This is a genomic window from Synechococcus sp. CS-1326 (assembly GCF_025128115.1).
Classification (GTDB): Bacteria; Cyanobacteriota; Cyanobacteriia; order PCC-6307; family Cyanobiaceae; genus Regnicoccus.
The window spans coordinates 99,769-125,186 of record NZ_JAHLYV010000011.1 but is presented as its reverse complement, the minus strand read 5'-3'; the positions used below and the strand labels follow the sequence as shown (position 1 = coordinate 125,186).

The window sequence follows — 25,418 nt, the reverse complement described above, 5'->3', positions numbered from 1 at the left end:
AGGTGGAAGTCAGGAAGTGGGCAGCCGGTAACGGCTGATGATCTTGCTGGCGAAGGCGGGGATGTGGCGTTCGGCCAGCTCCGGGTGATGGCGGCGCACCCAGAGGGCGTTGCGGGTGAAGTGTGAATCGATCGAGAAGCGGCCGTATTCCAATCCCTTCGGACCGAAGCGCTGCACGAAGAAGCCCACCAGCTCCGCCAGCCAGAGGGGAAGCCTGACGGCCTTGTCATAGGCCTCGATCCCCTGCTGCACCGCGGCGTGGCGGTCCCCCTGGCTGGTGACCGGGGCGGTGTCGAGCTCGGCCTCGACCAGATCGAGCAGCCGCTGACCCTTCGGGTTGCGCACCACCAGCCACTGGCGGCCGAAGGTGGCTCCCATGTAACCCACCACCAGGTCGGCGCCGGCGTTGGTGTAGTCGAAGCAGCTCAGGCAGCTGGGGGCAAAGACGCTCTTGAGCTTGGGGGTGTCGAGCCCGAAGAACGGCACGGTTTCCTCGCTGCCGTCGCTGTGGCGGAAATGGATGCGGAAGTCCTGCATGAACTCGTAGTGCACCACCGTGTCCGGTGAGCGGCTGGCGCTCTCCAGAAAGGTCTGCAGCCCGCTGCGGCTGACGTTGTCGACGCAGGGCATGCCCAGCACGTAGAGCTCGTCGAGCGGCAGGGTGTCCTGCACGGCCCGCAGAGCCTGGATCTGGCAGCCCACCCCGATCGCCAGCAGGCGGCGGATGCCGCTGCCCGGCAGTTGCTCCAGCACCTCCAGATTGGGCGAGAGGGTGGGCTTGTTCACCCGCGCCGCCAGCACCTGCTCTGGGGTGCGGGCCAGCACCGGCACCGGCGTGAAGCGATCGTCGGGACTCTGCTGAACGCACAGCACCGCATCCACCAGGCCGCTCTCCAGGGCGCGTACGCCGATCCGGCTGACGATGCCGGTCCACTGGGCGCCATCGATCGGGGCGACCAGGCGTCCCGTGGTCATGCGCTGATGAACTCCGAAGTACAGCTCGTCCTCGTTGTCGAGGTCGCGGCTGCGGCCATGGGCCTTCGTTTCCAGGTGCTCGAACTGCTGGTTGAGGAACGCACAGGCGTTTCGCACGTAGGCCACCCAGCGGCTGTCGCAGAGGCCGCAGTCACTGCAGAGATCCCGGGCCGGCTTGACGCTCCCCTTGGCGAGCGGCCTGGCCCGTTCGTGGGGAAGGGGGGGGACTGGGGTCACGGGCGGATCCTGCCGCGGAGGCGCATCGGCGGGCTCAACCTATCGGCCGCCCTGATCCCCGTGCCGGGCAGACAACGGCGGCGGCTGGGCGAGAGTGGAGGGCACCTTCAGCGGCAGCGACGCCCATGGCCGGCGGGGAGAACCGGATCAAGGCAGGCAGGGGCCGGGGGCGCAGGCTGCTGCTGGCGGCCGTGGCGACGCTCGGCCTCGCCGGTGGGATCGCCCTGGTCAAGCTGCTGTGGCTGCCGGCGGATCCCGATCAGGCCACCATCGAGACCACCAACCAACTGGCCGAACCCCCCAGTCGGCCGATCACCGTGCTGCTGATCGGCAGCGACGCGGACCGGCTCGGAGCGGCCAACAACGGAGCCGCCCCCTCCGGTCCCGCCAACAGCGATGTGCTGTTGCTGGCGCGGATCAATCCCGATGGCACCCTGCGCCTGCTCAACCTGCCCACCGACCTGGCTGTGCAGTTGCCGGGTGCCAAGGGGCTGCAATCACTCGGCTCGCTTTACCGGCAAGGGGGGGCCGCCCTGGCGGGCACAGCCATCGCGGCACTTCTGGGGCTCGAATCCGGTCAGCCGGAGCGCTATCTGGTCGTGCCGCGCGGCGCCCTGCGGGAGCTGGTCGATGGCCTGGGCGGCGTGGAATTGAATCCGGAAACGCCCCTTCGATCCACCGACAAGACCCAGAACTTCACGGTGGACCTGCAGGCCGGCCTGCAGGAATTCAGCGGCAGGCAGGTGGAGCAGATGGTGCGCTTCAAGGAGCCTTCCCTCGGGGAACAGGGGCGCCGGATCCGCCAGCAGACCGTTCTGCAGGCGATGCTGCAGCAGATCTCGCGGGCCGAGCAAGGCTCCCGGCTGCCGGAGTTGCTGGTGCGGTTGATGCCCCAGCTGGAGACCAACCTTTCCAGAGGGGAAAGCCTGAGCCTGCTGACCGCGGCGATCCGGAAGCCGGAGGCGATCCGCTTCGATCAGCTGCCGCTCACCCCGCCCACCAAGCCAGGCCAGCCCCTGCGCCAGCTCCCGGCTGCGGCCCCGCTGCCGCTCTGGCCGAAGCCATGAGGCCGGCTGCTGCTCTCAGCTGAGCAACTGCCTCCACCGCAATCGCAGTGTCCGCACCAGGGCGAGCTCCTGCTCCTCTTCGGTGGAGCCAGCTGCCGGCTGGCTGGGCCCGCTCAGGGCACCGAGCCAGGCGAGACCCTCGCGGCGGCGGGCCTGGAGATCGAAAGACCCACCCCACTGCACCAGTCCCACCAGCGGCACCGCGGCCCCCTCCAGCAGGGCGCTGTAGGCGGCGGCGCGGCCTCCGGTAACGGCGGCGGCATCAAGCAGCAGCAGGGTGGGCTGCCGCCAGGCCCCCAGGGCATCGGCCCAGCGGCCGTCGGGTTCGATCCACGCCCCGGGATCGTCCAGCAGGGGAACCAGGCGGGGGGAGGGTCGCTCCAGAAGTGAGGCCAGCCGCGCCGTGGCGCTGCCGCTGCCTGGCCAGCCATCAAGCGGCAGAGCCAGCAGGCTGGCCAGCCGCTGAGCGGCGGCATCGATGGCGGCGGGGTCCGCGCCGGCGCCGGCCAGCACCAGCTGCTGGGCGGGGGCGATGACCTTCTCGCACTCCAACGGACCAGCAGTTCCCATGGTTGTTTGCTGTTCAAGCGGCGTCAGGCTTCTACCATCCATGCACAGCCGTGCTCCATCGCCCTCGCCGTGAGCAGTTTCTTGACCGCTGAACAGGTGGAGCAGGGCCATGCTCTCCATGAAACACGGCGTCTGCGGCTGTTCAGCGGCACCTCCAATCCGGCCCTGGCCCAGGAGATCGGCGCCTACCTGGGCGTCCCCAATGGCCCTCGGGTGATCAAGCGTTTCGCCGATGGCGAGCTGTACATCCAGATTCAGGAATCGATCCGCGGCTGCGATGTCTTCCTGATCCAGCCCACCTGCGCGCCGGTGAACGATCACCTGATGGAGCTGCTGATCATGGTGGATGCCTGCCGCCGTGCTTCGGCCCGGCAGATCACCGCCGTGATCCCTTACTACGGCTATGCCCGCGCCGACCGCAAAACGGCCGGACGTGAATCGATCACCGCCAAGCTGGTGGCCAACCTGCTGGTGAAATCAGGCGTCGACCGGGTGTTGGCGATGGACCTGCACTCCTCCCAGATCCAGGGCTACTTCGACATTCCCTGCGACCACATCTACGGCTCGCCGGTGCTGGTGGACTACCTCTCCACCCGCGAGCTCGGCGAAGTGGTGGTGGTCTCGCCGGATGTGGGCGGTGTGGCCCGGGCCAGGGCCTTCGCCAAGCGGATGCACGATGCCCCGCTGGCGATCATCGACAAGCGCCGCTCCGGGCACAACGTGGCCGAAAGCCTCACGGTGATCGGCGATGTGGCCGGCAAGACCGCCATCCTGATCGACGACATGATCGACACCGGCGGCACGATCTGCCAGGGGGCCAGGCTGCTGCGCGACCGAGGCGCCAGCCGGGTGCTGGCCTGTGCCACCCACGCCGTGTTCTCACCCCCGGCGTTCGAGCGGCTCGCCGAACCGGGCCTGTTCGAGGAGGTGCTGGTCACCAACAGCATCCCGATCGCAGCGTCCAGCGCCTTCCCCCAGTTGCAGGTTCTCTCGGTCGCCAACATGCTCGGCGAAGCGATCTGGCGCATTCATGAGGAAAGCTCGGTGAGTTCGATGTTCCGTTAGCGCCAGCGCCCCGAACCGGATACGCTCCGGCCGAGAGCGCCACCTCGATCATCAACCCGATCACCGCTTCGGATCCCGCCGCCAAGCCGCGGCCCCTCGAATCCTTCCCGCTCAGGGTGCGGCTGAAGCGGGCCCTGCCCGCCCTGCTCACCACCCTGCTGACCGCCGGTCTCCAGGGGATCGGCGCCCGGCCGGCCCTGGCCGCCAGCGATCGGGTGGGGGTGTGGCTGACCAACAGCCCCAGCCCCCTGTACTACGACCCCCGCCGGCTGGACAAGGCCGTGGACGAGCTGGCCGCCGCCGGCTTCAACACGCTCTACCCCAATGTCTGGAGCAGGGGCGCCACCTTCCACCGCAGCCGCTTCGCCCCGATCGAGCCGGCCCTGCAGAAGGCCAATCCCTCCTTCGATCCGATCTGCCATCTCACCCGCTCCGCCCATCGCCGGGGCATGAAGGTGATCCCCTGGTTTGAGTACGGCCTGAAGGAGCCCGCCGACGCGGAGGTGGTGCGCCGCAACCCGGAGTGGCTGCTGCAGCGCAGCGATGGTTCAACGCTCTATGCCATGCATGGCGCCAACCTCAAGACCTCGCCACTGAAGGACCTGCGCGTCTGGCTGAACCCGGCCCACCCAGGCGTGCGGGCCCGCTTCATCGGTCTGATCGGCGAGATCGTGCGGCGCTGCGGCGTGGATGGCATCCAGCTGGATGATCACTTCGCCTGGCCGGTGGAACTCGGCTACGACCCCTACACCCGCGCCCTGTTCCGCCAGGAGAAGGGACGGGAGCCACCCGAGGATTTCAACAACCGGGAATGGATGACCTGGCGGCGTCAGCAGCTCACCAGCCTGCTCAGGGAGCTTCGCAGTGAGATGAAGCGTTCCCAGAGCGGTGCCGTTGTGAGCCTGTCACCGGGGCCGTTCCGCTTCGCTTACAACCACTGGCTGCAGGACTGGGAGATCTGGGCTCTCGGCAAACTTGTTGATGAGCTGGTGGTGCAGAACTACGCCTATTCGGTGGCCGGCTTTGCCAGGGATCTCAACCAACCGGCCCTGGTCAAGGCGCGCCGTTGGGGGATGCCGGTGCAGATCGGCCTGCTGGCTGGCTTCGGCCGCCGCACCACGCCGATGCCGGTGCTGAGCCAGAAGGTGAAGCTGGCGGCCGAGAAGGGACTGGGCGTGATCTATTTCTACTGGGAAGGGCTCTGGGGCACCTATTCCGGGCCGGAGGGAGCGGCCGCCCGCCAGGCAGGCTTCCGCAGCCTGCATGAGGCCACCTTCCCTGATCCCTACCCCGGCCGCTCCAGTCCGAGGCACTGATTCACCACCTCCCGGGTGTTGGCTGACAGCTCACCGGCGGAGAGTTGCAGGGCGGCCAGGCGCATCTGCTCCCCCCGCACCGCTCCGTAGCTCTGCCACCGGCTGAACAGTTTGGCCAGACGGGAGGCCGTGATCGGATTGCGGCCATCGAGCCAGGCGATCCGATCCGCCATGAACCGGTAGCCCGACCCATCGATGGCGTGGAACACCGGCGGGTTGCCCGCCAGGCCACCCAGCACCGCCCGGATCGAATTGGGCGCGGCCGGGTCGAAGCGGGGATGGTTCAGCAGGCGTTGCACCCGCTCCAGGCCGTCTCCGAACGGAGCACTGGCCTCCAGGGCAAACCAGGCATCGAGGATGACCGGCTTCTCCTGCCAGCGGTGGAAGAAGGCGGCCATCGCCTCTGAACGCTCGGGGCCATCCAGGGGCTGCAGCGCCCGCAGCCCGGCGCGGGCCAGGGTCATCGATGGCCCGCTGACCGCAGCCACCGCCGCCGCCAGCACGGCGCGGTCGCCGGCGGCCGCCCGCCAGCTCCAGGCCGTGGCGGTCAGCAGCCGCTCGCCGCTTCCCGCCGGCCAGGGCCGCTCCCACTCGGACCGGCAGCGCTCCAGGGCCAGAGCCAGGGGGGCGGCCAAAACAGTGCCGAAAGCCTGCTCCAGGCCGATCAGGGCGGCGTGAAGCGCGGGGGGATCCGGTTCCGCCATCGCCTGCTCCAGCTCGGCGATGCCCGGCAGGGCCAGCAGGCAGGCACGGTTCGCCTCGGGCAGAGCGGGGTCTTCGAGGATGCCCGCCATCGCTGCCGTCAGGCCGGCTTCCAGGGCGGCATCGGCCAGCCCGGCAGCCCTGGCCAGCACCGCCTGCCGCAGCAGGGTCTGGCCGGCGTCCCAGCGGGCGAAGGGGTCGGGGTCGGTGGCGAACAACTGCAGCAGCTCCTGGCGCGGACGACTGATCTCCAGCCGCACCGGTGCCGAGAACCCCCGCAGCAGCGAGAGGGCCGGAGGCTCGGCCGCCGGCGGCAGCCCATCGAAGCGGATCCGCTGCTCGGGCTGGTCGATCACCAGCAGCGCCCGGTCGCCGAGCGGCAGTTCCGCTCCGGCGGCATCAAGCAGCCCGAGGGCCAGGGGGATCACCAACGGTTGCTTGTGCGGCTGGCCGGGGGTGGGGGGCGTCTGCTGGCTCACCACCAGGTCCAGCACGCCGGCCTCGCCATCCCAGTGGCGCTCGATCCGCAGCACGGGAGTTCCTGCCTGGTGGTACCAGCGGCGGAAGCGGCCGAAGTCGAAGCGCATGGCCCCGGCAACACCGGCCCGAGAGGCCTCGGAGGCGGCATCCTCCATCGCCTGCACGAAGTTCTCACAGGTGGCGGCGGTGCCGTCATGGCGCCGCACATAGAGCGCCATGCCCGCCATGAAGGTGCGCTCACCCAGCAGCGTGTGGAGCATGCGGATCAGCTCAGCCCCCTTTTCGTAGATGGTGGTGGTGTAGAAGTTGTCGATCGCCTGATAGTGATCCGGCTGGACGGGATGGGCTGTGGGGCCTGCATCTTCGCGGAACTGGGTGTTGCGGAGCATCGAAACATCCTCGATCCTCTTGATGGCGGCGGAGTGAAGATCAGCCGTGAACATCTGATCGCGAAAAACGGTGAGACCCTCCTTCAAGGAGAGCTGAAACCAGTCGCGACAGGTGATGCGGTTGCCCGTCCAGTTGTGGAAATACTCATGGGCAATCACACTCTCGATCCGCTCAAGCTCACCGTCGGTGGCGGTGACCGCATCGGCCAGCACCAACTTGGAGTTGAAGATGTTGAGGCTTTTGTTCTCCATCGCGCCCATGTTGAAATGGCGCACCGCCACGATGTTGAACTCATCGAGGTCGTACTCCAGTCCATAAACCCGCTCGTCCCACGCCATCGAGCGCTGCAGGGATTCCATGGCATGGGCGGTGTAGGGGCGATCACCGGGCTCCACGTGCAGGCGGAGCCGCACCGGGCGACCGGACGCGGTGGTGAAGCTGCCGCTCACCTCCTCCAGTCGGCCGGCCACCAGCGCAAAGAGGTAACTCGGCTTGGGGAAGGGGTCATCCCAGATGGCGTAGTGCCTGCCGCCCGGCAGCGCACCCTGCTCCAGGCAGTTGCCGTTGGAGAGCAGCACCGGGCAGCTGGCCTGGTCAGCCTCGATCCGCACCTGAAAACGGCTGAGCAGGTCGGGGCGGTCGGGGTGAAAGCTGATCCGCCGGAACCCTTCCGCCTCGCACTGGGTGGTGAACATCCCGCCGCTGGCATACAGCCCCTCCAGGCTGGTGTTGGTCTGGGGGTGAATCCGCACCCGGCTGTTCAGCACGAACGGCCCAGGCGGCGGCTCCAGAATCCAGAGGCCGTCGTCGTCCTGCCGGAAGGACTGGCTGGCCAGGGGCAGGCCATCGATCGCCAGATCGAGCAGCTCCAGAGCGGCGCCCCGCAGGAGGAGGGGCTCCGCTCCGGCCGGAGCGCTGAGGGGATCGCCCGGGGCCGGGGCCGGTGCAAAGGCGAGGGAGGCGTCCACCAGGGCGTGGTCATCAAACAGCCGCACGGTCAGATCGGTGCGATCAAGCCGGTAGGGGAAGGGCCGGTAGTCGGCCAGCCGCACGGTGTTGCCGGAGGCCAGGCTCATGGGGGCCAGGAACGAACGATGCTCCGATCCTGGCCCCCAGCTCACGCTCACCAGGGCAGGGGATCCCGACCCTGGCCGGCGTTGCAGCCCACCTGGGAGCCGAGCAGGGCGCCGAGCGGCACGGCCCAGGTGCGACCGTCCTGGCGGGAGGCGGCATAACCGATTCCTCCGCCGAGCACGCCACCGACCAGACGACCGATCGAGCAGCGGCGTTGCAGGGCCTGGGCTTCCTCCCAGCTGGTGGGGGCCTGCTGGAAGCCGGGGTTGGCCAGGCGATTCGGATAATCCTGGTAGGGAGCCGGGAAGTTCCTGGCCTGGTAGTAGCGGTCCTGGTCGATCGGGGCCTGATAGACGGGCGACTGAACGTATTGGGTGCGCACGACGGGCACCTGGCCGTAGACCGGCACCTGGCGGTAGCCGACCACCCGGCGCTCCATGGTCTGCACCTGGACCGGGATCGGGCCTGAACCGTAGAAGGGCTGGGCGGTGGCGGCCGTGGGGATGGCCAGGGCCATGCCGATCAGACCGGCAGCGAGGCTGACCGGGGACTGGAAGCGAAGCGAGCGAGCCAACGACATGACGATTGCAGCGATGGGAATCCCCTTCGGGATGCCCTCAGCAAAACCGCCGGACCTGCATGAACAGCAACTGGGCCGACCCCGGTCTGCATCCGGATGCGACCCGGGTCACAGATCAGAAGTGGCTGCTGGCTTCACTTCGCCGGAGGTTTGGCGCCGCTGCCCTGTTTCTTGATGGCGTCCTGCACCTTCTTCACCACATCGGCGGGCACCTGATTCGGGCAGATCTCAACAGCACCGATCACTGCGGAGTTGACCGAACCCCGGCGCAGCTCCTCGATCGTGAGCGCTTTGGTCCCCACCTGCTTGATCAGACCGCCGTGGACACCCTGAATCACCTGGGCGATCGTTTCACCGGCAATCCCGACCGCCTTGTCGAACTCCACGGCCGCTCCGCGGGAGATGCAGACGTTGACGGCGGCAATGCGGGTGTAGAGCGACATCTCGGCTTCCGTTGCCGGTGCGGCCTGCGCTGCCTGGGGCAGAAGGGTGAACGGAACAAGCAGCAGCGAGGCCGCCAGCAGGCGGGTGCTCCAGCGGGGCAGGAGACGCAAGGGACAGGAATTCATCAAACCCCATGCTGACCCATCGCTCGCTGGGGATCAATCGGCCAGGGGCGAGGCTGGACCAGCGGAGCCTTCCGCAGGCCGGGACCAGCCCATAGGGTGGGGATCAGGTTTCGATTTCGTGACACGGTGCCCGCCAAGGGGGAATCACTCTCTGCGACAACGGCCCAGGAGGTTGCCCTCCCCTCCCCCCGCCGGGTCCTCTCGCTGCTGGTGCTGGCCGCCCCTCACCATCTCGCCTCCACGGATCTGCGGGGGGTTCTCCGGTTCCTCGAAAGCAGCGACTACGGCTTCGAGGTGAAGCTCCAGATCGCCGATCCCGCCCTGCGGCCGGAGCTGCTCGAGCTCTACCGCCTGGTGGCCACACCAGCAGTGGTGAAGCTGCTGCCGGCCCCCCGCCAGGTGTTTGCGGGCACCACCATCCTCGAACAGTTGAAGGGCTGGCTGCCCCGCTGGCAGCAGCTGGAGGTGGTCAGCGGGCTGGGCATGAGCCTGCGACCGGCGGAAATCGATGGCAGCCGCAGCCAGCGGGAACTTCAGCTCGAAGACCAGCTGCTGGTGCTTCGCCAGGAAAACGACACCCTGATCGAGCGGCTGGGGATCCAGGAGCGACTGCTGCGGATGGTGGCCCATGAGCTGCGCACCCCCCTGACGGCGGCCAAGCTGGCCCTCCAGAGCCTGCAGCTCGGCCACATCGGCGCCAACCGCTGCCGGGATGTGCTCGACCGCCGCCTCGATGACATCGAGCACCTCTCCCTGGACCTGCTGGAGGTGGGAACGACCCAGTGGGAAACCCTGTTCAATCCCCAGCGGCTCGACCTCGGCTCGGTGGCTGCCGAGGCCCTGCTGGAGCTGGAAAAACTCTGGGTCAGCCGCGACCTGCAACTGCTCGCCGACATTCCCGCCGACCTGCCCAACGTGTTCGCCGACCACCGGCGCATGCGGCAGGTGTTACTCAACCTGCTGGAAAATGCCCTGAAGTTCACCCCGGACGGGGGGCGGGTGGAACTTTCGATGCTCCACCGCACCGGCCAGTGGGTGCAGGTGAGCGTCAGCGACACCGGCCCGGGCATTCCCAGGGGAGAACAGGAACGGATCTTCCTGGATTCCGTGCGGCTTCCCCAGACATCGGCCACCACCTCGGGGTTCGGGATCGGCCTTTCGGTGTGCCGCCGGATCGCGGAGGCCCATGGCGGACGGATCTGGGTGGTCTCCCAACCGGGGGAAGGAGCCAGCTTCCATTTCACCGTTCCGATGTGGAGTGGCCAGCACGCCCCGGGCCTGAACCCTCCTTGACGAAGGGCTACTCCGAACCGTAGCGTCCATCCATCGGTAAGCCTGGCTATCAACGCTTTGCCCCGTGGCCTCGCCCCCATCGTCTAGAGGCCTAGGACACCTCCCTTTCACGGAGGCGACAGGGGTTCGAATCCCCTTGGGGGTATGCAACCGAACAGCAGATTGTCGGGCAGAAATCATCTTCTGACCCCTCAGAAACGCTTTGTCCTGGTCTGATCAACCCCACGGCTTCGGGGTTTTCATTGATCAGATTTTTGATTGATCAGATTTTTGATTGATTCATAATCCTGCCATTCCTCTGAATCAAGCCGATCAGAATCAAGCCGATCAGAATCAAGCCAATTTGAATCAACCCGATCTGAATCAACGCAATCAAATTCAACGCGATCAGCTGGCCTGAAAGCGTTGCATCGCCTCCTGCTGCACGGCGCGGAGGTTGGCGGCGAGATCCTCCCGCAGGCGTTGCTCGATCAGGCCGATCGGCATGCCCGGCCGTCCCTGCACGGTGAGTTCGTAGAGCAGCCGGGCGCCCTGGGGATCGCGACTGACCGTCCAGGCCCCTTCGAAGCGGCGGAAATCACCCTGGGTCATCCGGAAGCGCAGCACCCCATCGTCCCGCTGCTCCACCAGCACCAACTCGACCCGGGCGCTGAAGCGCAGCCCGCAGAACTGCTGGCAACCCACCTGCTCCAGGCCCACCTGGTTCCCCTGACGCCAGAGCAGCTTTGAGGAGGCGAGGTTGGGGATGAAACCGCTGAGGTTCTCGTAGTCGGTGATCACCGTCCAGATCAGGTCCTGGCTGAGGCCCAGGCGCAACTGGACCGCCAGCCGCCGCACTCCCTGGGGCAGCCGCTCCATGTCCTGCTGGATCGTGTCGAGGGCGCAGACCTGAAGCCCCAGACCCGGACCCGGGCCCGGAGCGATGTCAAGGCCTGAAGGGTGCGCCAAATGGTGAATCACCGAATTCGGGGAAGGCATGGTGAGGGCCACGACACCCCAATGTCAGCAACCCAACCTAAACCCTGTGTTTCGTTGCTGGGGTGGGGACGGGCGCCGAGCTCGGGAGATCGGCCTTCCCTATGATCGCAACGCATTTTTGGGATACAGCGGCCGATGCGCACCTCAACCGCAGCGCTTCGCCAGGGCGATGCCCGCATGTTCAGCCTCGTTGTGGAGGGACTGAGCGGACCTTCCGAGCGCACCGCGGTGAGACGCTTCAATCTCAGTCTCGCCCAGATGCAGGCCACCCTGCGGATGATCAACGAGCAGGGAGGCCGGATTGTTTCGGTCACCCCGATCGGCGCTTCGCCCTCGGCCAGCGAGCCAGCTGCCGAAACCCCCGCTGAAGCCGCCGGCGCCCCTGACGTTTCCAGCACCGACGCCACCACCCCCACCGTGACCAGCACCCCACCCAGCCACGAGGCTCCTCCGGTCAATCTCTACAAGCCGAAGGATCCCTACATGGGCACGGTGCTGGGGAACTACTCCCTGCTGGCCGAAGGGGCGATCGGCCGGGTGAACCACATCAGCTTCGATCTCTCCGAGGGCAATCTCCACTACGTGGAAGGCCAGAGCATCGGCATCATTCCCGATGGCGTCGATGCCAACGGCAAACCCAACAAGCTGCGGCTGTATTCGATCGCCAGCACCCGCCATGGCGACAACCTCGAGGACAAGACCGTCTCCCTGTGTGTCCGCCAGCTCCAGTACGAGAAGGAGGGCGAAACGATCTACGGCGTCTGCTCCACCTTCCTCTGCGACATCGAACCCGGCGCCAAGGTGAAGATCACCGGCCCGGTGGGCAAGGAGATGCTGCTCCCCCCCGATGAGGAGGCCAATGTGATCATGCTGGCCACCGGCACAGGCATCGCACCGATGCGCGCCTACCTGCGCCGGATGTTCGATCCCGGCGAGCGGGCCAAGAATCCCGGCTATCAGTTCCGGGGCAAGGCCTGGCTGATCATGGGCGTGCCCACCACGGCCAACCTGCTCTACGAAGAGGATCTGCAGAGCTACCTGGCCGCTTTCCCCGACAACTTCCGCTACACCAAGGCGATCAGCCGGGAAGAAAAGAATCCCAGCGGTGGGCGGATGTACATCCAGGACCGCGTGGCGGAGCACGGCGAGGAGATCTTCGCCTGGATCGAAGACCCCAGAACCCACGTCTACATGTGTGGACTGAGGGGGATGGAGCCCGGCATCGACGAGGCGATGACCACGGCGGCGGCGGCCAAGGGCCTGAACTGGGCGGAGTTGCGCCCTCAGCTCAAGAAGGCCGAGCGCTGGCATGTGGAGACCTACTGAACACCGCTGAGCGGCCGTTCTTTTTGCCGAAACCACCACAAAATCGAGGGCCGCACACCGCAGGCGGGGGGTTCCCCGCTTTCGTGGTGGGGCCAGCTCCATCGGCCCCTCGCGCATGAACGCCACTCTCACCAATCCGTTGCGGGTCGGGCTGCGCCAGGAGAGGGTGATTTCGCCCCAATGTCTGGTGATCTTCGGGGCCAGCGGCGACCTCACCCACCGCAAGCTGATTCCCGCCCTGTTCGAGCTGTTCCGGCAGCGGCGCCTGCCCAGCGAGTTCGCCATCCTCGGTTGCGCCCGCCGTCCCTGGAGCGACGAGGAGTTCCGCAACAAGATGGCGGCGGCCCTGGCGCCGACGATCCGTGATCACCCCACCGCCTGGGAGCAGTTCGCCAGCGGGCTGTTCTACGAGCCTGTCGATCTGCAGCAGAGCGAGCACCTGGTGCGCCTGGCCCAGCGGCTGGAGGTCATCGACCGGCTGCGGGCCACCCGCACCAACCGCACCTTCTATCTCTCGGTGTCGCCCGACTTCTACGGCAGCGGCTGCCGGGCCCTGGCGGATGCCGGCCTGCTCAGTGACCCGAAGCGCAGTCGGGTGGTGATCGAGAAGCCGTTCGGCCGCGACTACGGCAGCGCCGAGCAGCTCAACCGGATCGTTCAGGCCTGCGCCCAGGAGAACCAGGTGTTCCGGATCGACCACTACCTGGGCAAGGAAACGGTCCAGAACATCCTGGTGCTGCGCTTCGCCAACACGATCTTCGAGCCGATCTGGAACCGCAACTTCATCTCCAGCGTGCAGATCACCGCCGCCGAAACCGTGGGGGTGGAGGAGCGGGCCGGCTACTACGAAAGCTCCGGCGCCCTGCGGGACATGGTGCAGAACCACCTCACCCAGATGCTGGCGCTCACCACCATGGAGGCGCCGGGCCGCTTCGATCCCGAAGCGATCCGCAACGAGAAGGCGAAGGTGCTGCAGGCGGCCCGGCTGGCCAATGAGGAGGAGCCGTGGAAATGCTGTGTGCGCGGACAGTACGCGGCCGGGGGCAGCATCAGCGACCCGCTGCGGGGCTACCGGGAGGAGCCTGGGGTCAACCCGAACAGCACCACGGAAACCTATCTGGCGATGAAGCTGTTCATCGACAACTGGCGCTGGCAGGGGGTGCCCTTCTACCTGCGCACCGGCAAGCGGCTGCCGAAGCGGCTCTCCGAGGTGGTGCTCACCTTCCGGGAGGCGCCGGTGCATCTGTTCGACGCGGCCGGTGGCAGCCCCACCGCCAACCAGCTGATCCTGCGGATCCAGCCCGATGAAGGGGCCGGCTTCGTCTTCGATGTGAAGGCTCCGGGCTCCGGCATGCGCAGCCGGCCGGTGGACATGCACTTCTCCTACGACGAATCGTTCGGTGAACCCTCCGACGAGGGTTACGTTCGCCTGCTGGCCGACGCCATGCTGGGGGATCCCACCCTCTACACCCGGGCCGACGAGGTGGAGGCGGCCTGGCGGCTCTACACGCCGCTGCTGGAGCTGATCGAGGACAGCCCCTGGCAACTGCCGGTGCAGCCCTACGAGGCCAGAACCTGGGGCCCCGGAGCCGCCGACAGCCTCCTGGCCAATGACGGGCTGATGTGGCGCCGCCCCTGATCCACTGCCCTCTGCCGCGCCTCCAGCCCCGCTCCCGGTCCAGCCCACCGTCCCGCCTTTTCGTCTTCGCCCTTCACGACGCCCGTCCCGATGTCCCCCCAGCTCACGCTTCAGGCTCCCCTCGCCCTCTCTCCCAACGAGGTGTCCGGTTATCTGGATCGCCTCTGGGAAAAGGATCTGGAGGCTTCGACCGGAGCCTCCACCTTCACGCTGGTGGTGTGGGAACCCTCCTGGCTGCAGCAGCAGCTGATCCGCACCGGTCACATCGACGGCCCGATCAGCGGCCTGCTCAACGAGGATCTCTTCGATGCCGCCCGTACCGCCACGGCGGAATGCGGCCTGCCGCTCTGCACGGCTCCGATGGCACCGGAGCTGGCCTGGGCCCTGGGCCAGCAACCGGGCAGCCACACCGCCGAAGACCTGCGCGGACAGTTCGTTGATCAGGCGATCAGCGCCCATCGACCCCGGCGGCTGATCACCCTGGCCCCCACCCTGCGCGAGGACCACCCCCTGGAAACGCTGGTGGCCGCCTACTGCCCGCTGCCGGAGGAACGCAGCGGCAGCGCGCCGGCCTGCGGCGACGTGGTGGTGCTGCGGGGCGGCAAGGGCGCGATCGAGCAGGGGCTCGCCATGCTCAATCCGCTGGTGGCGGACGACCTGCCCTGCTGGGTGTGGTGGAACGGCTCCCTGGATGAATCCCCCGACCTGCTCGCCGCCCTGGCCCTGCCCTCGCGGCGGCTGGTGCTGGACAGCTCGATCGGCGACCCGCGCCGCTGCCTTGATGTGCTGGTGGAGCGCATCGCCAGCGACCAGGCGGTGAACGACCTCAACTGGTTGCGGCAGCGCAGCTGGACCGAATCGCTGGCGATGGTGTTCGATCCGCCCGGCCGCCGCGATGCCCTCACCCACGTGGTGCAGCTCGACATCGACGTGGAGGGAGATCACCCGGTGCAGGGCCTGCTGCTGGCGGCCTGGATCGCCGACCGGCTCGGCTGGCACCTGCAGAACAGCTACCGCATCCCGGCCAATGGCACCGAGGCGGGAATCGGCGCCGAGTTCCAGCGCAGCGACGGCCAGATCGTCCAGTTCCGGCTGATGTCGGTGCCGGTGGGGGTTCCCAAGAGCCATCCCGGCGCCCTGGTGGGCCTGCGCCTGATCTGTTGCCCGGAAGGCCGCAAGCCGCTCTGCGTGATCCTCTGCTCCGAATCGGGCGGCTGCATGCGGCTGGAGGCCGGCGGGGTGGCCACGATGGAGCTGGCCGAGGAGGTGGTGAGCATCTCCAACGAAAGCGAGGAGATGGAGATGGCCCGCCTGCTGGCCGGCGGCCACGACACCACCAGCCCCCTGCTGGCGGCGGCCGCGCCGATGGCGGCCAGGCTGCTGCCGCACTGACCGGGCAGGGAAGGGACGCGTCGGCATGGCCTGTTTGATTGCGGCACCCTGCAGCGGCAGCGGCAAGACCCTGCTCAGCCTCTGCCTTGCCGCCCTGGTGCGCCGGCGTGGCGAAACGATCCAGACCTTCAAGGTGGGGCCGGATTATCTCGATCCCCAGCTGCTGAGCCGGACCAGCGGCAGGCCCTGCCGCAACCTCGATGCCCTGCTCTGCGGCGAGGGCTGGGTGCGGCGCAGCTTCCCCTGGTGGGGGAGCCAGGCCGACCACTGCCTGGTGGAGGGGGTGATGGGGCTGTTCGACGGCCGGGGGCCGGGCCTGGCCGGCAGCTCGGCGGAACTGGCCCAGCTGCTGGGGCTGCCGGTGGTGCTGGTGGTGGAGGCCAGCCGCCAGGCCGGTTCGGTGGCGGCGCTGGTGCGGGGTTTCCGGGATCATCAACCCGGCCTGGAGCTGGCCGGTGTTGTGCTGAACGGGGTGAGCACCGAGCGGCACCAGGCCCTGCTCAGTGAGGCCCTGGCCGCCATCGCCATGCCGCTGCTGGGTGTGCTGCCGCGTCACCCGAGCCTCAGCCTGCCCTCCCGTCACCTGGGCCTGCTGCCAGCCCATGAACTCGAAGACCTGGGCCGCTGCCTGGAGGAGTGGGCGGCCCTGGCCGAACGTCACCTCGACCTGGAGGCGCTGATGCCCCTGCTGGCGCCGCCGCCGCCGCCAGGGGCGGGCAGCCCCGATCCGATCCGCTGGTGCCTGGCTGGCGATCGCCCCGGGCCCGGGCCGACGGCTCTGGTCACCCTGGCGATCGCCAGTGACGCCGCCTTCCACTTCCGCTACCCGGAAGCCAGCGCCCTGCTCGAAGGCCTGGGCGTGAGCGTGCAGCCGTGGCAACCGCTGGCCGACGAACCGCTTCCCGCCGGCAGTCAGGGGGTGATCCTGCCGGGAGGATTTCCGGAGCTCCATGCCGCCGCCCTGGCCGCCAGCAAACGCAGCCTGGCGGACCTGCGCCGCGCCGCCGGGGCAGGCCTGCCGATCTACGCCGAGTGCGGCGGGCTGCTGCTGCTGGGCCAGGAGCTGGAGGATGGCAGCGGGGTGTCCCATCGGATGGCGGGTCTGCTGCCGTTCTCAGCGCGGCGCGGCGCCCTGCAGCTGGGCTATCGGCAGGCCACGGCCCTGGCGGACGGGCTGGTGGTGCGGCGGGGCGAAACCGTCTGCGGCCATGAATTTCATCGCTGGGAGCTGGAACCGCTGCCGGCGGCAGCCACAGCCCCGCCCGGCGGGCCGCTCTGGCAGCTCGAAGGCTGGGGCTGGCCGAGCCGGCCGGAAGGCTGGAGCCGGCCCGGCCTGCACGCCAGCTGGCTGCACCTGCACTGGAGTGGCTGCCCGCAGATCTGCTGTCGCCTGCGCGACGCCGCCGCCCGGGTGCGGCCGCTGACCCCAGCCGCGGCCGTGTGATGGTTCAATCCAACCGGTAAACCAGCCCACCCACCGTGACGTCCTCGAATCCAGCCCCGGAACTCTGGTTGCTGCGGCACGGCGCCACCGCCTGGGCCCGCGATGGCCGCCACACCGGCAACACCGACCTGGCCCTGCTGCCGGAAGGGGAAGCTGAGGCGAGGGCCCTGGCACCCCTGCTGGCGGAGCTTCGCTTCGCGGCGGTGCTCTGCAGTCCGCTGCAACGGGCCCGCCAGACCTGCGAGCTGGCAGGGCTGGCCCAGAGCGCCAGCCTCTGCGAGGAGCTGCGGGAATGGGATTACGGCGCCTACGAGGGCCTGACCACCCCGGAGATCCGCCAGGAGGTCCCCGGCTGGACCGTCTGGACCCACGGCTGCGAGGGCGGAGAGAGCATCGAGCAGGTGGAGCACCGCTGCCAGCAGGTGATCGAGCAGGCCCTGGCCCTGGCGGAGAACGGCCGGGTGGCCCTGTTCGCCCATGGGCACATCCTCAGAGCCCTGGGGGGCAGCTGGCTGGGTCTCGGCGCCAGGGGAGGCGGCCTGCTGGCCCTGAACACCGGCACGGTCAGCGTGCTGGGCCACGAGCGGGACCGGCGGGTGGTGCTGCGCTGGAATGCCCCGACCAGCGGGCCGGCGGCATGAGCGATCCCCGCCTCTGGGCTGAACTGCTGGCCTATGGCAGTGGCATCAGCCTCAGCCCGATCCACATCGGCCTGCTGCTGCTGCTGCTGCTGGGGCCGAATCCCCTGCGCCGCGGCGGCCTGTTCGTGCTCAGCTGGATGGCGACGATCGCCGTGATGGTGACGCTGCTGCTCACCGTGGGCCACGGCCTGCTGCTGAGCATGGAGCAGGGCAGCAGCCACCGCACCGGCCTGGATCTGATGGGCGCCGGCGCCCTGCTGGCCCTGGGCATCCGCGATCTGCTGCCCACCAAGGCGGCAGGCAGTGAACCGGCCGGCTGGATCCGCCAGCTGGATCGCTTCTGCGCCCTGCCCCTGCCGCTGCTGATCGGGGTCAGCGCCGCGATCGAAGTGATCAGCCCCGACGACCTGTTCCTGCTGGCCAAGGGGGCCTCGGCCCTGCTCGCCGCCGACCTGGATCGGGCTCAGGAACTGCTGCTGGCCGGCGCCTTCACGCTGGCGGCCAGTCTACTGCTGCTGTTGCCATTCCTGGCCGTGGCCCTGGCGCGGCAGAGCATGCTGCCGTTGCTGCAACGGGGCAAGCAGGCCCTCTATGCCCGCGGCGAACTGGTGGTGGGCGGCCTGAGCCTGGCGCTCGCCGCCTATCTCGCCTGGCAGGGGATCGAGGGACTGCGACTGGCCTGAGCGCCGCTGTGGTCTGACCATTACGACACAACCGGGCAGCGTGCCGGTTTCAGCGCAGAATGGCTGGGATCGGTTTTCGGTGGTCACTCCCGAAAGGCAACGAGGAAAGTCCGGTGGGGAACCTGGTTCAGCCAGGAACCGAGTCCGGCGCTGTCCCGCAGCTGTGATTGAGCGCCCCTCCGGGTCCGCGCTCCTCAGTCAGAACGCTCGCCGTTTCCTGTTCCCTTCAATCCCGGCGTGGACCGGGTCATTCGATGATTTCCAGCCCCACTTCCGCCAGCCGCAGCCTGGCTCCGATCCTCTGCCTCTCGGCCCTGGCGATCGTCCTGGCAGGCCAGCCGGCCCAGGCCCACGGCATCGCCCATGGCGGCCTCAGCTCCGGCTTCCTGCATCCCCTGCTGGGCACCGATCACCTGCTCCTGCTGATCGGGGTGGGCGCCGCCGCCTCCTACATCTCCGGCCAGCTGTTGCTCTGGGCCCTGGCCGGCGCCATCGGCGGCGGCATCTTCGGGGCGATGGGCGGCGGCCTGCCTGCCGCTGAGGTGATCGCCGCCCTGGCGATTTCAGCCGTGGCGGTGCTGGTGCTGCGCAGCCACCGCTCCGGAGCTGCCCCGGCCCTTGGCTTCTGCGGCACCCTGATCGCCGGTGCCGTCGCCGTGCACGCCATGCTCCACGGCCAGGAAGCCCCCGCCGGAATGGCAGCGGCGAGCTGGTGGCTGGGGGCCTTCGCCGGCTCCCTGCTGGTGAGCGGAGGCACCTACCTGGTGCTCAGGCGCCTGCCGGCCCACTGGACCACCAAGCTGGCCCTGCTGCTGGCCCTGTTCGGCGGCTTCCTGGTGCTCGGGCCGATCGGCCTGCTGGCGCGCTGAGTCGCGCCCGGGCGGCTTCGCGCCAATGGGCTGGATGGGAGCTCCCACGGCTTAGGTCGCAGACTCCAGACCCAGATGCTCCACTTCAGGAGTGCTGACCCCGTTGAAGAAGTCGATCCAGACCGATGAATCAACGACGATCACCCCGGAGCATCGGGCTGATCGAGCCGCTGGGCTTCCAGGTCGCCGTCTCAATGCAGCTGGCCACGGAAGGAACGGATCTCACCCTGCCGCTGCATCTGCACCTCGGTTTCGATCATCGGCACCAAGTGGATGGTTCCATGGCGGGCATGGTGGAATCGGCGAAGTCGCGGCGGGCCTTGGCGCCAGCGAGCACCGTGAAGCCACCGGGTGATTCAAAGCCCTGACCGGAAGCGTCTGGACCCTTGAGGTGAAAAAGCCTGCTGCTGGAGGCTGACGGCTTACCCGATGCCTGCTCGAAGGCGCGAAACCCCAGCACCGGGCAACAGAGCAGCAACTCCTCCACGAAGCCGATGCCGCTCCAGTTCGTTTTCTCCACGATGCGCATGCCCTCAGGCTGGCCGGAGGGCATGAACAGGCGCAGGGCGAAGGGGCGGGCGGGGGTCATGTCGGTTGTCGGCCCTTCTAGCGGGCCGCCTCACGCAGCGCTTCGGCGGGGATACGGGTGAGCTTGCCGTCTTTGACGATGACGAGATTCGTGCCCGTCTGGATGGCCGTCTGGCGGGCTGCCTCTGCGGCGCGCTTCATGGCGGCAACGGAGGCACGCAGATCGGGATCGTTGGCTTCCTGAATGTTTCTCATGGTCATTTACTTTCACCCCATTCGAGCAGCGCCGGGCTTTCGCCGACACTGTCATAGATGGCCCAGGCATCAACGGCGGGCTTGTAGGCCCTTTCCAGTTCACTCAGACCGGAAAGCGTGGTCGCAAAGGCAAAACTCTCACCGTTGCGGACGCAGTCGGCGATTTCTGCCAGCATCAACCGCCCCGCCTTGAGCGCTGCACTCTCAGGGGAGAAGGGTGAAAGCCCGGCCGCGATCAGGTCTGCATTGATGAAGCGCGGGCACTGCGCCTCCTGCGGGAGAAAGGAACGAGCAAAGGTCGTTTTTCCTGCGCCGTTCGGTTCAGCGATGATGATGATCTTCTTGCTCATGCTTCCACTTCTTCCGATAACGGGAAAAGCTGCTGCTGCAGCTGGGCGGGCAGGTGGCAGCCAAAGGGATTGGCTTCGCCGCTGTAAACGCCGGGGCGGGCGGGGGGCATGGCATCGAGGTTGTAAAGGATGAGCGGTCGCTGAACTTCCCTGGCCCCTTCGGGTTGAACTACCGAGGAATCCTCGGTAGTTGTCTCGCGGGTCAGTTCAGCTTCCGCATAGATGTTCTTAAGGTGCAGGCCTACGTTGTCCGAGCTCACAGCAAAGAGTTCCGCCATCTCGCGCTGTGGGAGCCACCCCGTCTGGCCTTTGGCGCATCGTTGGATGCGGCTGGTACCGTCTTCAGTGGTGTAGAGAATCAGGCCATTCATGCTGACATCTCTTCCAGAGTTGGCAAAAGCTGTTGCATCAAGCCCTTCTTGTGAATCTTGAGGGCTTCGAACTTTTAGTTTCGGCGGTGAATCAGATGGTTGAGGCTGCTCAGGCAGGCAGCGATGCGTTGCTGTTCTGAGGGGGCAAGGGAAGGGCTGATGGCACGAAAGAATGTACATCGCTTCTGTCAGAGTCGGAACATCTTAGCCTGAAGCGAAACTCAGAATGCCAGTCGAGTGATAGAGATAACATACGAACTTGGGAAAATGCCCGTTGAAGCTTGTAGCCCAAAGCGATGGATTACGAGGCCAGCGGTTTCTGCCCTCAATACAATGAAGCTTGCCAATTGTCCTAGACCTCCCTGTAACGAGTCCAGGTCCCCTTGCCATACCTCGCTCGTGGGAACCCTTTGCCCCATTTGAATACACGATTGGAGCACTACCTTCTACGCCGATGGCCAATCGAAGCTACGTTGTAAAGGGGCGATGGCATCCAATCTCATCCCCTCCCACTCCCCAGCATTTCGGCACTCAGGAAAGCGGAGGCGCGGTTAGGTTTCACCTTGGCCGGCGTACGCCATGGGCTCTACTTCACCGATGCCCTTCACCACACCTGTTTGTGGCTGCAGCGTGAGGCTGTTGGCCTTCACCAACCGTTGCACTTGGTGTTGATGATGAAGAGCATCCTGCGGACGCTGGGGTGAGCTGCATAGAAACGAAGGCGGCCCTCACTCCCGCCACAACTCGGCGGCCAGCGGCAGCGCGTTCAGTTCGGCCCGCGCCTCGCGCCAGGTGGGGTAGTGCTCCTGGAGGATGGCGATGAAGCGTTCGCTGTGGGTTGGCTCCAGCAGATGGGCCATTTCATGCACAACGACATACTCGAGAAGATCTTTCGGCTTCTTCACCAGTTCCGTGTTGAGGCGAATGTTGCCGGCACGGGGATTGCAGCTTCCCCACTTGGTTTTCATTCGCTGCAGAAAGTAGGCGTTGACGTTCACGTTCAGCTTTCGCTCCCAGGTTTTGATCAGCGGTGGCAGCAGCGCGTGAAGCAGTGATCTGTGCCACGAATGGATGATCTCGCCGCGTTTGGCGGCATCACTGCCGGGGCGAACGGTGAGGGTGATGCGCCTGTGATCAAGCACAACAGAAGGCTTGGCTTCGCTGTAGGCGACGGAGAGCAGGTGGCGCCGTCCCCAGAGGAGATGACTCTCACGTTCGATGAACTGACGGGATGGTTCGCGGGCCTGACCCCTGAAGGCCTCTTGCTGTTGGCGGATCCAGGCGAGGCGGGTGATGGCATAGGCCCGGGCGACCTCCAACCGCGTGGCGCTGGGGGCCGCGAGGGTGACGCGACCATCGGGTGGATGCACGGAAAGATGAACGTGCTTGATGGCCTTCCTGGTGACCAGGATGTCGATCTCGCCGATCTGGATCGTTTCACCAAACGGAGCCGGCACACCACTCTGGGGCTGTGCGCTCATCCGTAGCCGGGCTGGTTTTTGATCAGGTCGAACAGGGCCAGCGTCGCGGCGCGATCCCTTGCAAGGATGGGGAACAGGGCGTTCTGCACCTGAGCTTCGCGCGCAGTATCGCCCTTCCAGCCTGCTGGGGCGCAATCGCGCATCGCTTGATCGAGGCGAAGCGCCAGCTCCGCGCGCTCCTCCTGCTGCTGTGGATTGTCCTCCAATGGCGCTGATGCCATGCCCGAAAGGATGGCGGGCAGGTTGTTGAAGATCACGATCGCCTCCGCTCTGCCGTGGAGCATCGAGGGAACACCTCCCACAGGCTCCCTGTTGGCCATGCGCCTCACCAGATCTTCGGCCTTGATCAGAAAGGCTTCGTAGGCCGTGGCATCGGAGCGGCTCTGACGGATGAGATCCTCCAGCAGCCGCGACATCTCGGCATAAAAGCGCGGGTCGGTGAGCTGGTCGCGAATGATCGTGCGCCGGACGTTGTTGATGATGCCTTCGGCGATGGCGTTGTTCGAGAGCTTGCCTTTGGCGTTGAGCTTGCGGGCAATGGCATCGTGAATGCCGGTTTCGATGATCAGCTCCGTGAGGGAGAGGGTCTGCAGGTTGCCGAGATCCTCCGCTGGATCGGCCTGCACATAGGTGTTGAGCAGGCGGCGCATGTCGGCCTCATAGGGCTTGATGTCGAGCTCTTCGCCGGAATGCTTCTTGATGGCGGAGCGGATCTCCGCATAGAAATCAACCTCCTTCTGCAAGGTGGCGATCTGAGCCTCGGTGTGGCCGGCTTCGGCGAGAGCCTGGGCGATGTCGGCGAAGGCGCGCACAAAGCGGGCCACGGATTGGTAGAACGCGACGCGTAAAGGCTCCGTTTCTGCGAGTGCCGTGGGGCTGTCGATCTCACCACAGAAGAAGTGGAGAAACTGCTCCACCTCCCGCGGCAACGGCACGGGCTCACAGAGGTAGAGCAGCTCTTCACGGGCCGCATCGAGCTGCCTTTTACCTTCGCTGAGCCAGCCCTTCAACTCCACATTGTTGCTGCCGCCATCACCCTGATCCAGATCCAGCTCATCGGAGCTGTACACGGAGATGGCCTCTTGCAGATCTTCGAACAGCTTCTTGAAATCAACGATGTGGCCGTAGGTTTTGTCGTCGCCGTCGAGGCGATTGGTGCGGCAGATGGCCTGGAAGAGGTTGTGGTCGTGCAGTTCGTTGTCGAGGTAGATGTAGGTGCAGCTGGGGGCATCGAAGCCGGTGAGCAGTTTGCTCACCACGATCAACAGCTTGAGGTTGGCCGGCTCTTCGATGAAGCGCCGCTTGGCTTCGTCTTCATAGGCTTTGGTGGACTGGCCCTCTTTGAGGATGTGCTGGGTGTAGGTGTCGAACTTGAAGCGCTCATCGCTGTTGGCCGGTTCACGGGAGATGGCGTTGTGGTTCGGCTCGAAGGAGGTGATCACGCCGCAATAGGCCCCGAAGGGCTTGCCCTGGAAGATGCGCATGTAGTGGCAGGCGTCGTAGATGCTTGCCGCCACAAGAATCGCCGTGCCCCGGTCGTTGTTGAGGCGCGGCTTGGTGTCGAAGTCGTGGATGATGCTGGCGGCGATGCGCGCCTTGCGTTCCTCGGCGCTCATCAGTTCCTTCATCGTGGCCCAGCGCTTGCGGATGAGGGCCTTCTGGAAATTGTTCAGGGATCTGGTTTTCTGGGCGAAATAGGCTTCGATGGCCTGCGGTGAGCTGAGCCGCTGCGGCACGTCACGGGCCTCGTAGCGCAGGTCGAGCACCACCTTGTCGGCCACGGCCTGGTGGAACTTGTAGGTGTGGATGTAGGTGCCGAACAGATCCCGGGTGCGCAGCCGGGCCGCATCCTTCTTGAGCAAGGGCGTACCGGTGAAGCCGATGAACAGGGCGTCGGCCAGCCAGCGCTTCATCTGCCTGTTCATCTCACCCCCCTGGCTGCGGTGGCATTCATCCACGAACACGTAGAAACGCCCGCGGATGGGCGGTGGCGGCCCGCTGAGGTCGGCGGGATCGAACTTGTGCAGCAGGGCGCAGAGCAGCCGGGGCGTGCTCGATCCGAGCTTGGCCACCAGCTCATCGCGCCGGGTGACGCGGGGTGAGGGCGAGCTCTCGCCGATCACACCGGCATTCTTCATTACCCCTTCGATCTGCTTGTCGAGTTCGTCGCGGTCGGTGACGACGAGGATGCGGGCCTCTGGATCGTTCTCCAGCAGCCACTTGGCCAGCAGCACCATCAGGATGCTCTTGCCGCTGCCCTGGGTGTGCCAGATCACCCCACCCTGGCGGCTGCGAAGACGTTCCTGGGCTGATTTCACGGCGGCGAACTGATGGGGGCGCGGCACCTTTTTGATGCCGTTGTCGAAGAGGATGAAGTGGCGGATCAGATCGAGCAGCCGGGCCTTGTCGGCCATTTCGGCCAGCGGCCGATCCAGCAACGCTCCCGGGCTGGGAGCAGCGGCGGCCTGGTCTGGGCTGGCGGCCGCCTTCCACTCCACGAAGAACTCTTCCCTGGTGGTGACGGTGCCGTAACGCAACCCCTGGGAATCACTGCCCGCCAGCAGGAGCTGAACGGTGGCGAAGAATGGGGCGTTGAAGATGTCCTGCTGGTTGCTGATCAGCTGACGCACGCTGTCAGCGATCTCCACCGAGCTGCGCTTGAGCTCGATCACAGCGATGGCGATGCCATTGAGATAGATCACCAGATCGGGCCGCCGCTCATGGCCGCCGCGCAGGGTGACTTCCTCGGCGAGGGCGAAATGGTTGGCCTCCGGGTGCTGCCAATCCACCAGATGCACCTGCTCACTGGGCGCTCCAGCGGCAATCTGCACCGACACGCCATAGCGCAGCAGCTGGTAGGTGCGCAGGTTGGCCTGGTAGAGGCTGATGCCGGTGCTGTCGGCGGCGGCGATCAGTTTCTGCAAGGCGGCGGCGATCTGCAGCTCGCCATAGCCACGCTCCAGCAGGTTGGCGCGCAGCAAAGCCGCTTCGATGCAGCGGTTGTTCTCCCGCTGGCTCCAATCCCCGAGGAAGTCGTAGCCCAGCCCGTCAGATCTCGCCATGTCGGTGAACAGGGCGATGACGCGGTTCTGGGTCTGGCGTTCTGAGCGGGGCGCTTCTGGCAGGGGATCCACCGATGCTCG

The 25,418-nt window shown here is 66.7% G+C and carries 23 protein-coding genes, 1 tRNA gene and 1 riboswitch; of the genes, 12 read left to right on the top strand and 12 right to left on the bottom strand.

All coding sequences use genetic code 11. The annotated features are described in order from the left end of the window. Positions 1-9: 9 nt before the first annotated feature. Positions 10-1,212, bottom strand: a complete 1,203-nt coding sequence (locus tag KQ307_RS03530) for a Coenzyme F420 hydrogenase/dehydrogenase, beta subunit C-terminal domain (protein WP_259726956.1) — start codon at positions 1,210-1,212, stop codon at positions 10-12. Between the two features lie 125 nt (positions 1,213-1,337). Here KQ307_RS03530 and KQ307_RS03525 point away from each other — a divergent pair, with 125 nt between their 5' ends. After that, the gene (locus KQ307_RS03525; protein WP_259726955.1) at positions 1,338-2,279 is read left to right on the top strand and encodes an LCP family protein; all 942 of its coding nucleotides are present in this window, start codon (positions 1,338-1,340) and stop codon (positions 2,277-2,279) included. 15 nt (positions 2,280-2,294) lie between these two features. Here the strand turns inward: KQ307_RS03525 and KQ307_RS03520 are convergent, their stop codons facing one another. Then, complete coding sequence (locus KQ307_RS03520) at positions 2,295-2,849, bottom strand: hypothetical protein (protein WP_259726954.1); 555 nt, start codon at positions 2,847-2,849, stop codon at positions 2,295-2,297. A 69-nt stretch (positions 2,850-2,918) separates the two neighbouring features. On the opposite strand from KQ307_RS03520, the gene KQ307_RS03515 reads away from it, so the two are divergent. Together KQ307_RS03515 and KQ307_RS03510 are read left to right on the top strand one after the other, a co-directional pair. Further along, the gene (locus tag KQ307_RS03515) at positions 2,919-3,914 is read left to right on the top strand and encodes a ribose-phosphate pyrophosphokinase (RefSeq protein ID WP_259701423.1); all 996 of its coding nucleotides are present in this window, start codon (positions 2,919-2,921) and stop codon (positions 3,912-3,914) included. A gap of 122 nt (positions 3,915-4,036) precedes the next feature. Continuing rightward, positions 4,037-5,230, top strand: coding sequence for a glycoside hydrolase family 10 protein (locus tag KQ307_RS03510; protein WP_399235138.1), 1,194 nt, complete (start codon positions 4,037-4,039; stop codon positions 5,228-5,230). On the opposite strand, the gene pepN is transcribed toward KQ307_RS03510, so the two are convergent. From pepN to KQ307_RS03495, 3 genes are all read right to left on the bottom strand, one after another. After that, positions 5,200-7,878 carry an aminopeptidase N gene (gene pepN, locus KQ307_RS03505; RefSeq protein WP_259726953.1) on the bottom strand — a complete coding sequence of 893 codons (2,679 nt, stop codon included), beginning with the start codon at positions 7,876-7,878 and terminating at the stop codon, positions 5,200-5,202. The genes KQ307_RS03510 and pepN overlap by 31 nt on opposite strands. Before the next feature lie 47 nt (positions 7,879-7,925). Beyond that, positions 7,926-8,456: a hypothetical protein gene (locus KQ307_RS03500; RefSeq protein ID WP_259701421.1), complete on the bottom strand. Its 531-nt coding sequence runs from the start codon at positions 8,454-8,456 to the stop codon at positions 7,926-7,928. A 134-nt stretch (positions 8,457-8,590) separates the two neighbouring features. Further along, positions 8,591-9,010, bottom strand: a complete 420-nt coding sequence (locus KQ307_RS03495) for a cAMP phosphodiesterase (protein WP_259726952.1) — start codon at positions 9,008-9,010, stop codon at positions 8,591-8,593. Positions 9,011-9,151: 141 nt separating this feature from the next. On the opposite strand from KQ307_RS03495, the gene KQ307_RS03490 reads away from it, so the two are divergent. Beyond that, on the top strand, positions 9,152-10,318 hold the full coding sequence (locus KQ307_RS03490; protein WP_259701419.1) for a histidine kinase: 1,167 nt from the start codon (positions 9,152-9,154) through the stop codon (positions 10,316-10,318). Positions 10,319-10,390: 72 nt separating this feature from the next. Further along, positions 10,391-10,463 (top strand) — tRNA-Glu (locus KQ307_RS03485). Between the two features lie 242 nt (positions 10,464-10,705). On the opposite strand, the gene KQ307_RS03480 is transcribed toward KQ307_RS03485, so the two are convergent. Continuing rightward, positions 10,706-11,176: an SRPBCC family protein gene (locus KQ307_RS03480; protein ID WP_259701452.1), complete on the bottom strand. Its 471-nt coding sequence runs from the start codon at positions 11,174-11,176 to the stop codon at positions 10,706-10,708. Positions 11,177-11,431: 255 nt separating this feature from the next. On the opposite strand from KQ307_RS03480, the gene KQ307_RS03475 reads away from it, so the two are divergent. From KQ307_RS03475 to KQ307_RS03445, 7 genes are all read left to right on the top strand, one after another. Next, positions 11,432-12,622 (top strand): phycobilisome linker polypeptide, encoded by a 1,191-nt coding sequence (locus tag KQ307_RS03475; RefSeq protein ID WP_259726951.1) that lies wholly within the window; start codon positions 11,432-11,434, stop codon positions 12,620-12,622. Positions 12,623-12,737: 115 nt separating this feature from the next. Further along, positions 12,738-14,261, top strand: coding sequence for a glucose-6-phosphate dehydrogenase (gene zwf, locus KQ307_RS03470; protein WP_259701417.1), 1,524 nt, complete (start codon positions 12,738-12,740; stop codon positions 14,259-14,261). 90 nt (positions 14,262-14,351) lie between these two features. Beyond that, on the top strand, positions 14,352-15,653 hold the full coding sequence (locus KQ307_RS03465; protein WP_259701416.1) for a glucose-6-phosphate dehydrogenase assembly protein OpcA: 1,302 nt from the start codon (positions 14,352-14,354) through the stop codon (positions 15,651-15,653). A 25-nt stretch (positions 15,654-15,678) separates the two neighbouring features. Next, on the top strand, positions 15,679-17,097 hold the full coding sequence (locus KQ307_RS03460) for a cobyrinate a,c-diamide synthase (protein ID WP_259726950.1): 1,419 nt from the start codon (positions 15,679-15,681) through the stop codon (positions 17,095-17,097). A 35-nt stretch (positions 17,098-17,132) separates the two neighbouring features. Continuing rightward, complete coding sequence (locus KQ307_RS03455; RefSeq protein ID WP_259726949.1) at positions 17,133-17,738, top strand: histidine phosphatase family protein; 606 nt, start codon at positions 17,133-17,135, stop codon at positions 17,736-17,738. Then, positions 17,735-18,421, top strand: coding sequence for a GAP family protein (locus tag KQ307_RS03450; protein WP_259726948.1), 687 nt, complete (start codon positions 17,735-17,737; stop codon positions 18,419-18,421). Before KQ307_RS03455 ends, KQ307_RS03450 begins: the two co-directional genes overlap by 4 nt. A gap of 53 nt (positions 18,422-18,474) precedes the next feature. Then, positions 18,475-18,651: riboswitch (cobalamin riboswitch) on the top strand. Between the two features lie 24 nt (positions 18,652-18,675). After that, positions 18,676-19,290, top strand: coding sequence for a HupE/UreJ family protein (locus tag KQ307_RS03445; RefSeq protein ID WP_259701412.1), 615 nt, complete (start codon positions 18,676-18,678; stop codon positions 19,288-19,290). Between the two features lie 256 nt (positions 19,291-19,546). Here the strand turns inward: KQ307_RS03445 and KQ307_RS03440 are convergent, their stop codons facing one another. The 6 genes from KQ307_RS03440 to KQ307_RS03415 form a co-directional block, all read right to left on the bottom strand. After that, complete coding sequence (locus KQ307_RS03440) at positions 19,547-19,879, bottom strand: hypothetical protein (RefSeq protein WP_259726947.1); 333 nt, start codon at positions 19,877-19,879, stop codon at positions 19,547-19,549. A 17-nt stretch (positions 19,880-19,896) separates the two neighbouring features. Further along, a complete protein-coding gene (locus tag KQ307_RS03435) occupies positions 19,897-20,073 on the bottom strand; it encodes a hypothetical protein (RefSeq protein ID WP_259726946.1) in 177 nt (58 codons plus the stop codon). Between the two features lie 2 nt (positions 20,074-20,075). Beyond that, entirely contained in the window at positions 20,076-20,423 is a 348-nt protein-coding gene (locus KQ307_RS03430; RefSeq protein WP_259726945.1) for a hypothetical protein, read from the bottom strand. Then, positions 20,420-20,794, bottom strand: a complete 375-nt coding sequence (locus KQ307_RS03425) for a hypothetical protein (RefSeq protein ID WP_259726944.1) — start codon at positions 20,792-20,794, stop codon at positions 20,420-20,422. Before KQ307_RS03425 ends, KQ307_RS03430 begins: the two co-directional genes overlap by 4 nt. Before the next feature lie 728 nt (positions 20,795-21,522). Continuing rightward, positions 21,523-22,275 (bottom strand): M48 family metallopeptidase, encoded by a 753-nt coding sequence (locus KQ307_RS03420; protein ID WP_259726943.1) that lies wholly within the window; start codon positions 22,273-22,275, stop codon positions 21,523-21,525. Further along, positions 22,272-25,409, bottom strand: a complete 3,138-nt coding sequence (locus KQ307_RS03415) for a type I restriction endonuclease subunit R (RefSeq protein WP_259726942.1) — start codon at positions 25,407-25,409, stop codon at positions 22,272-22,274. The genes KQ307_RS03420 and KQ307_RS03415 overlap by 4 nt, the downstream gene beginning before the upstream one ends. Positions 25,410-25,418 lie beyond the last annotated feature (9 nt).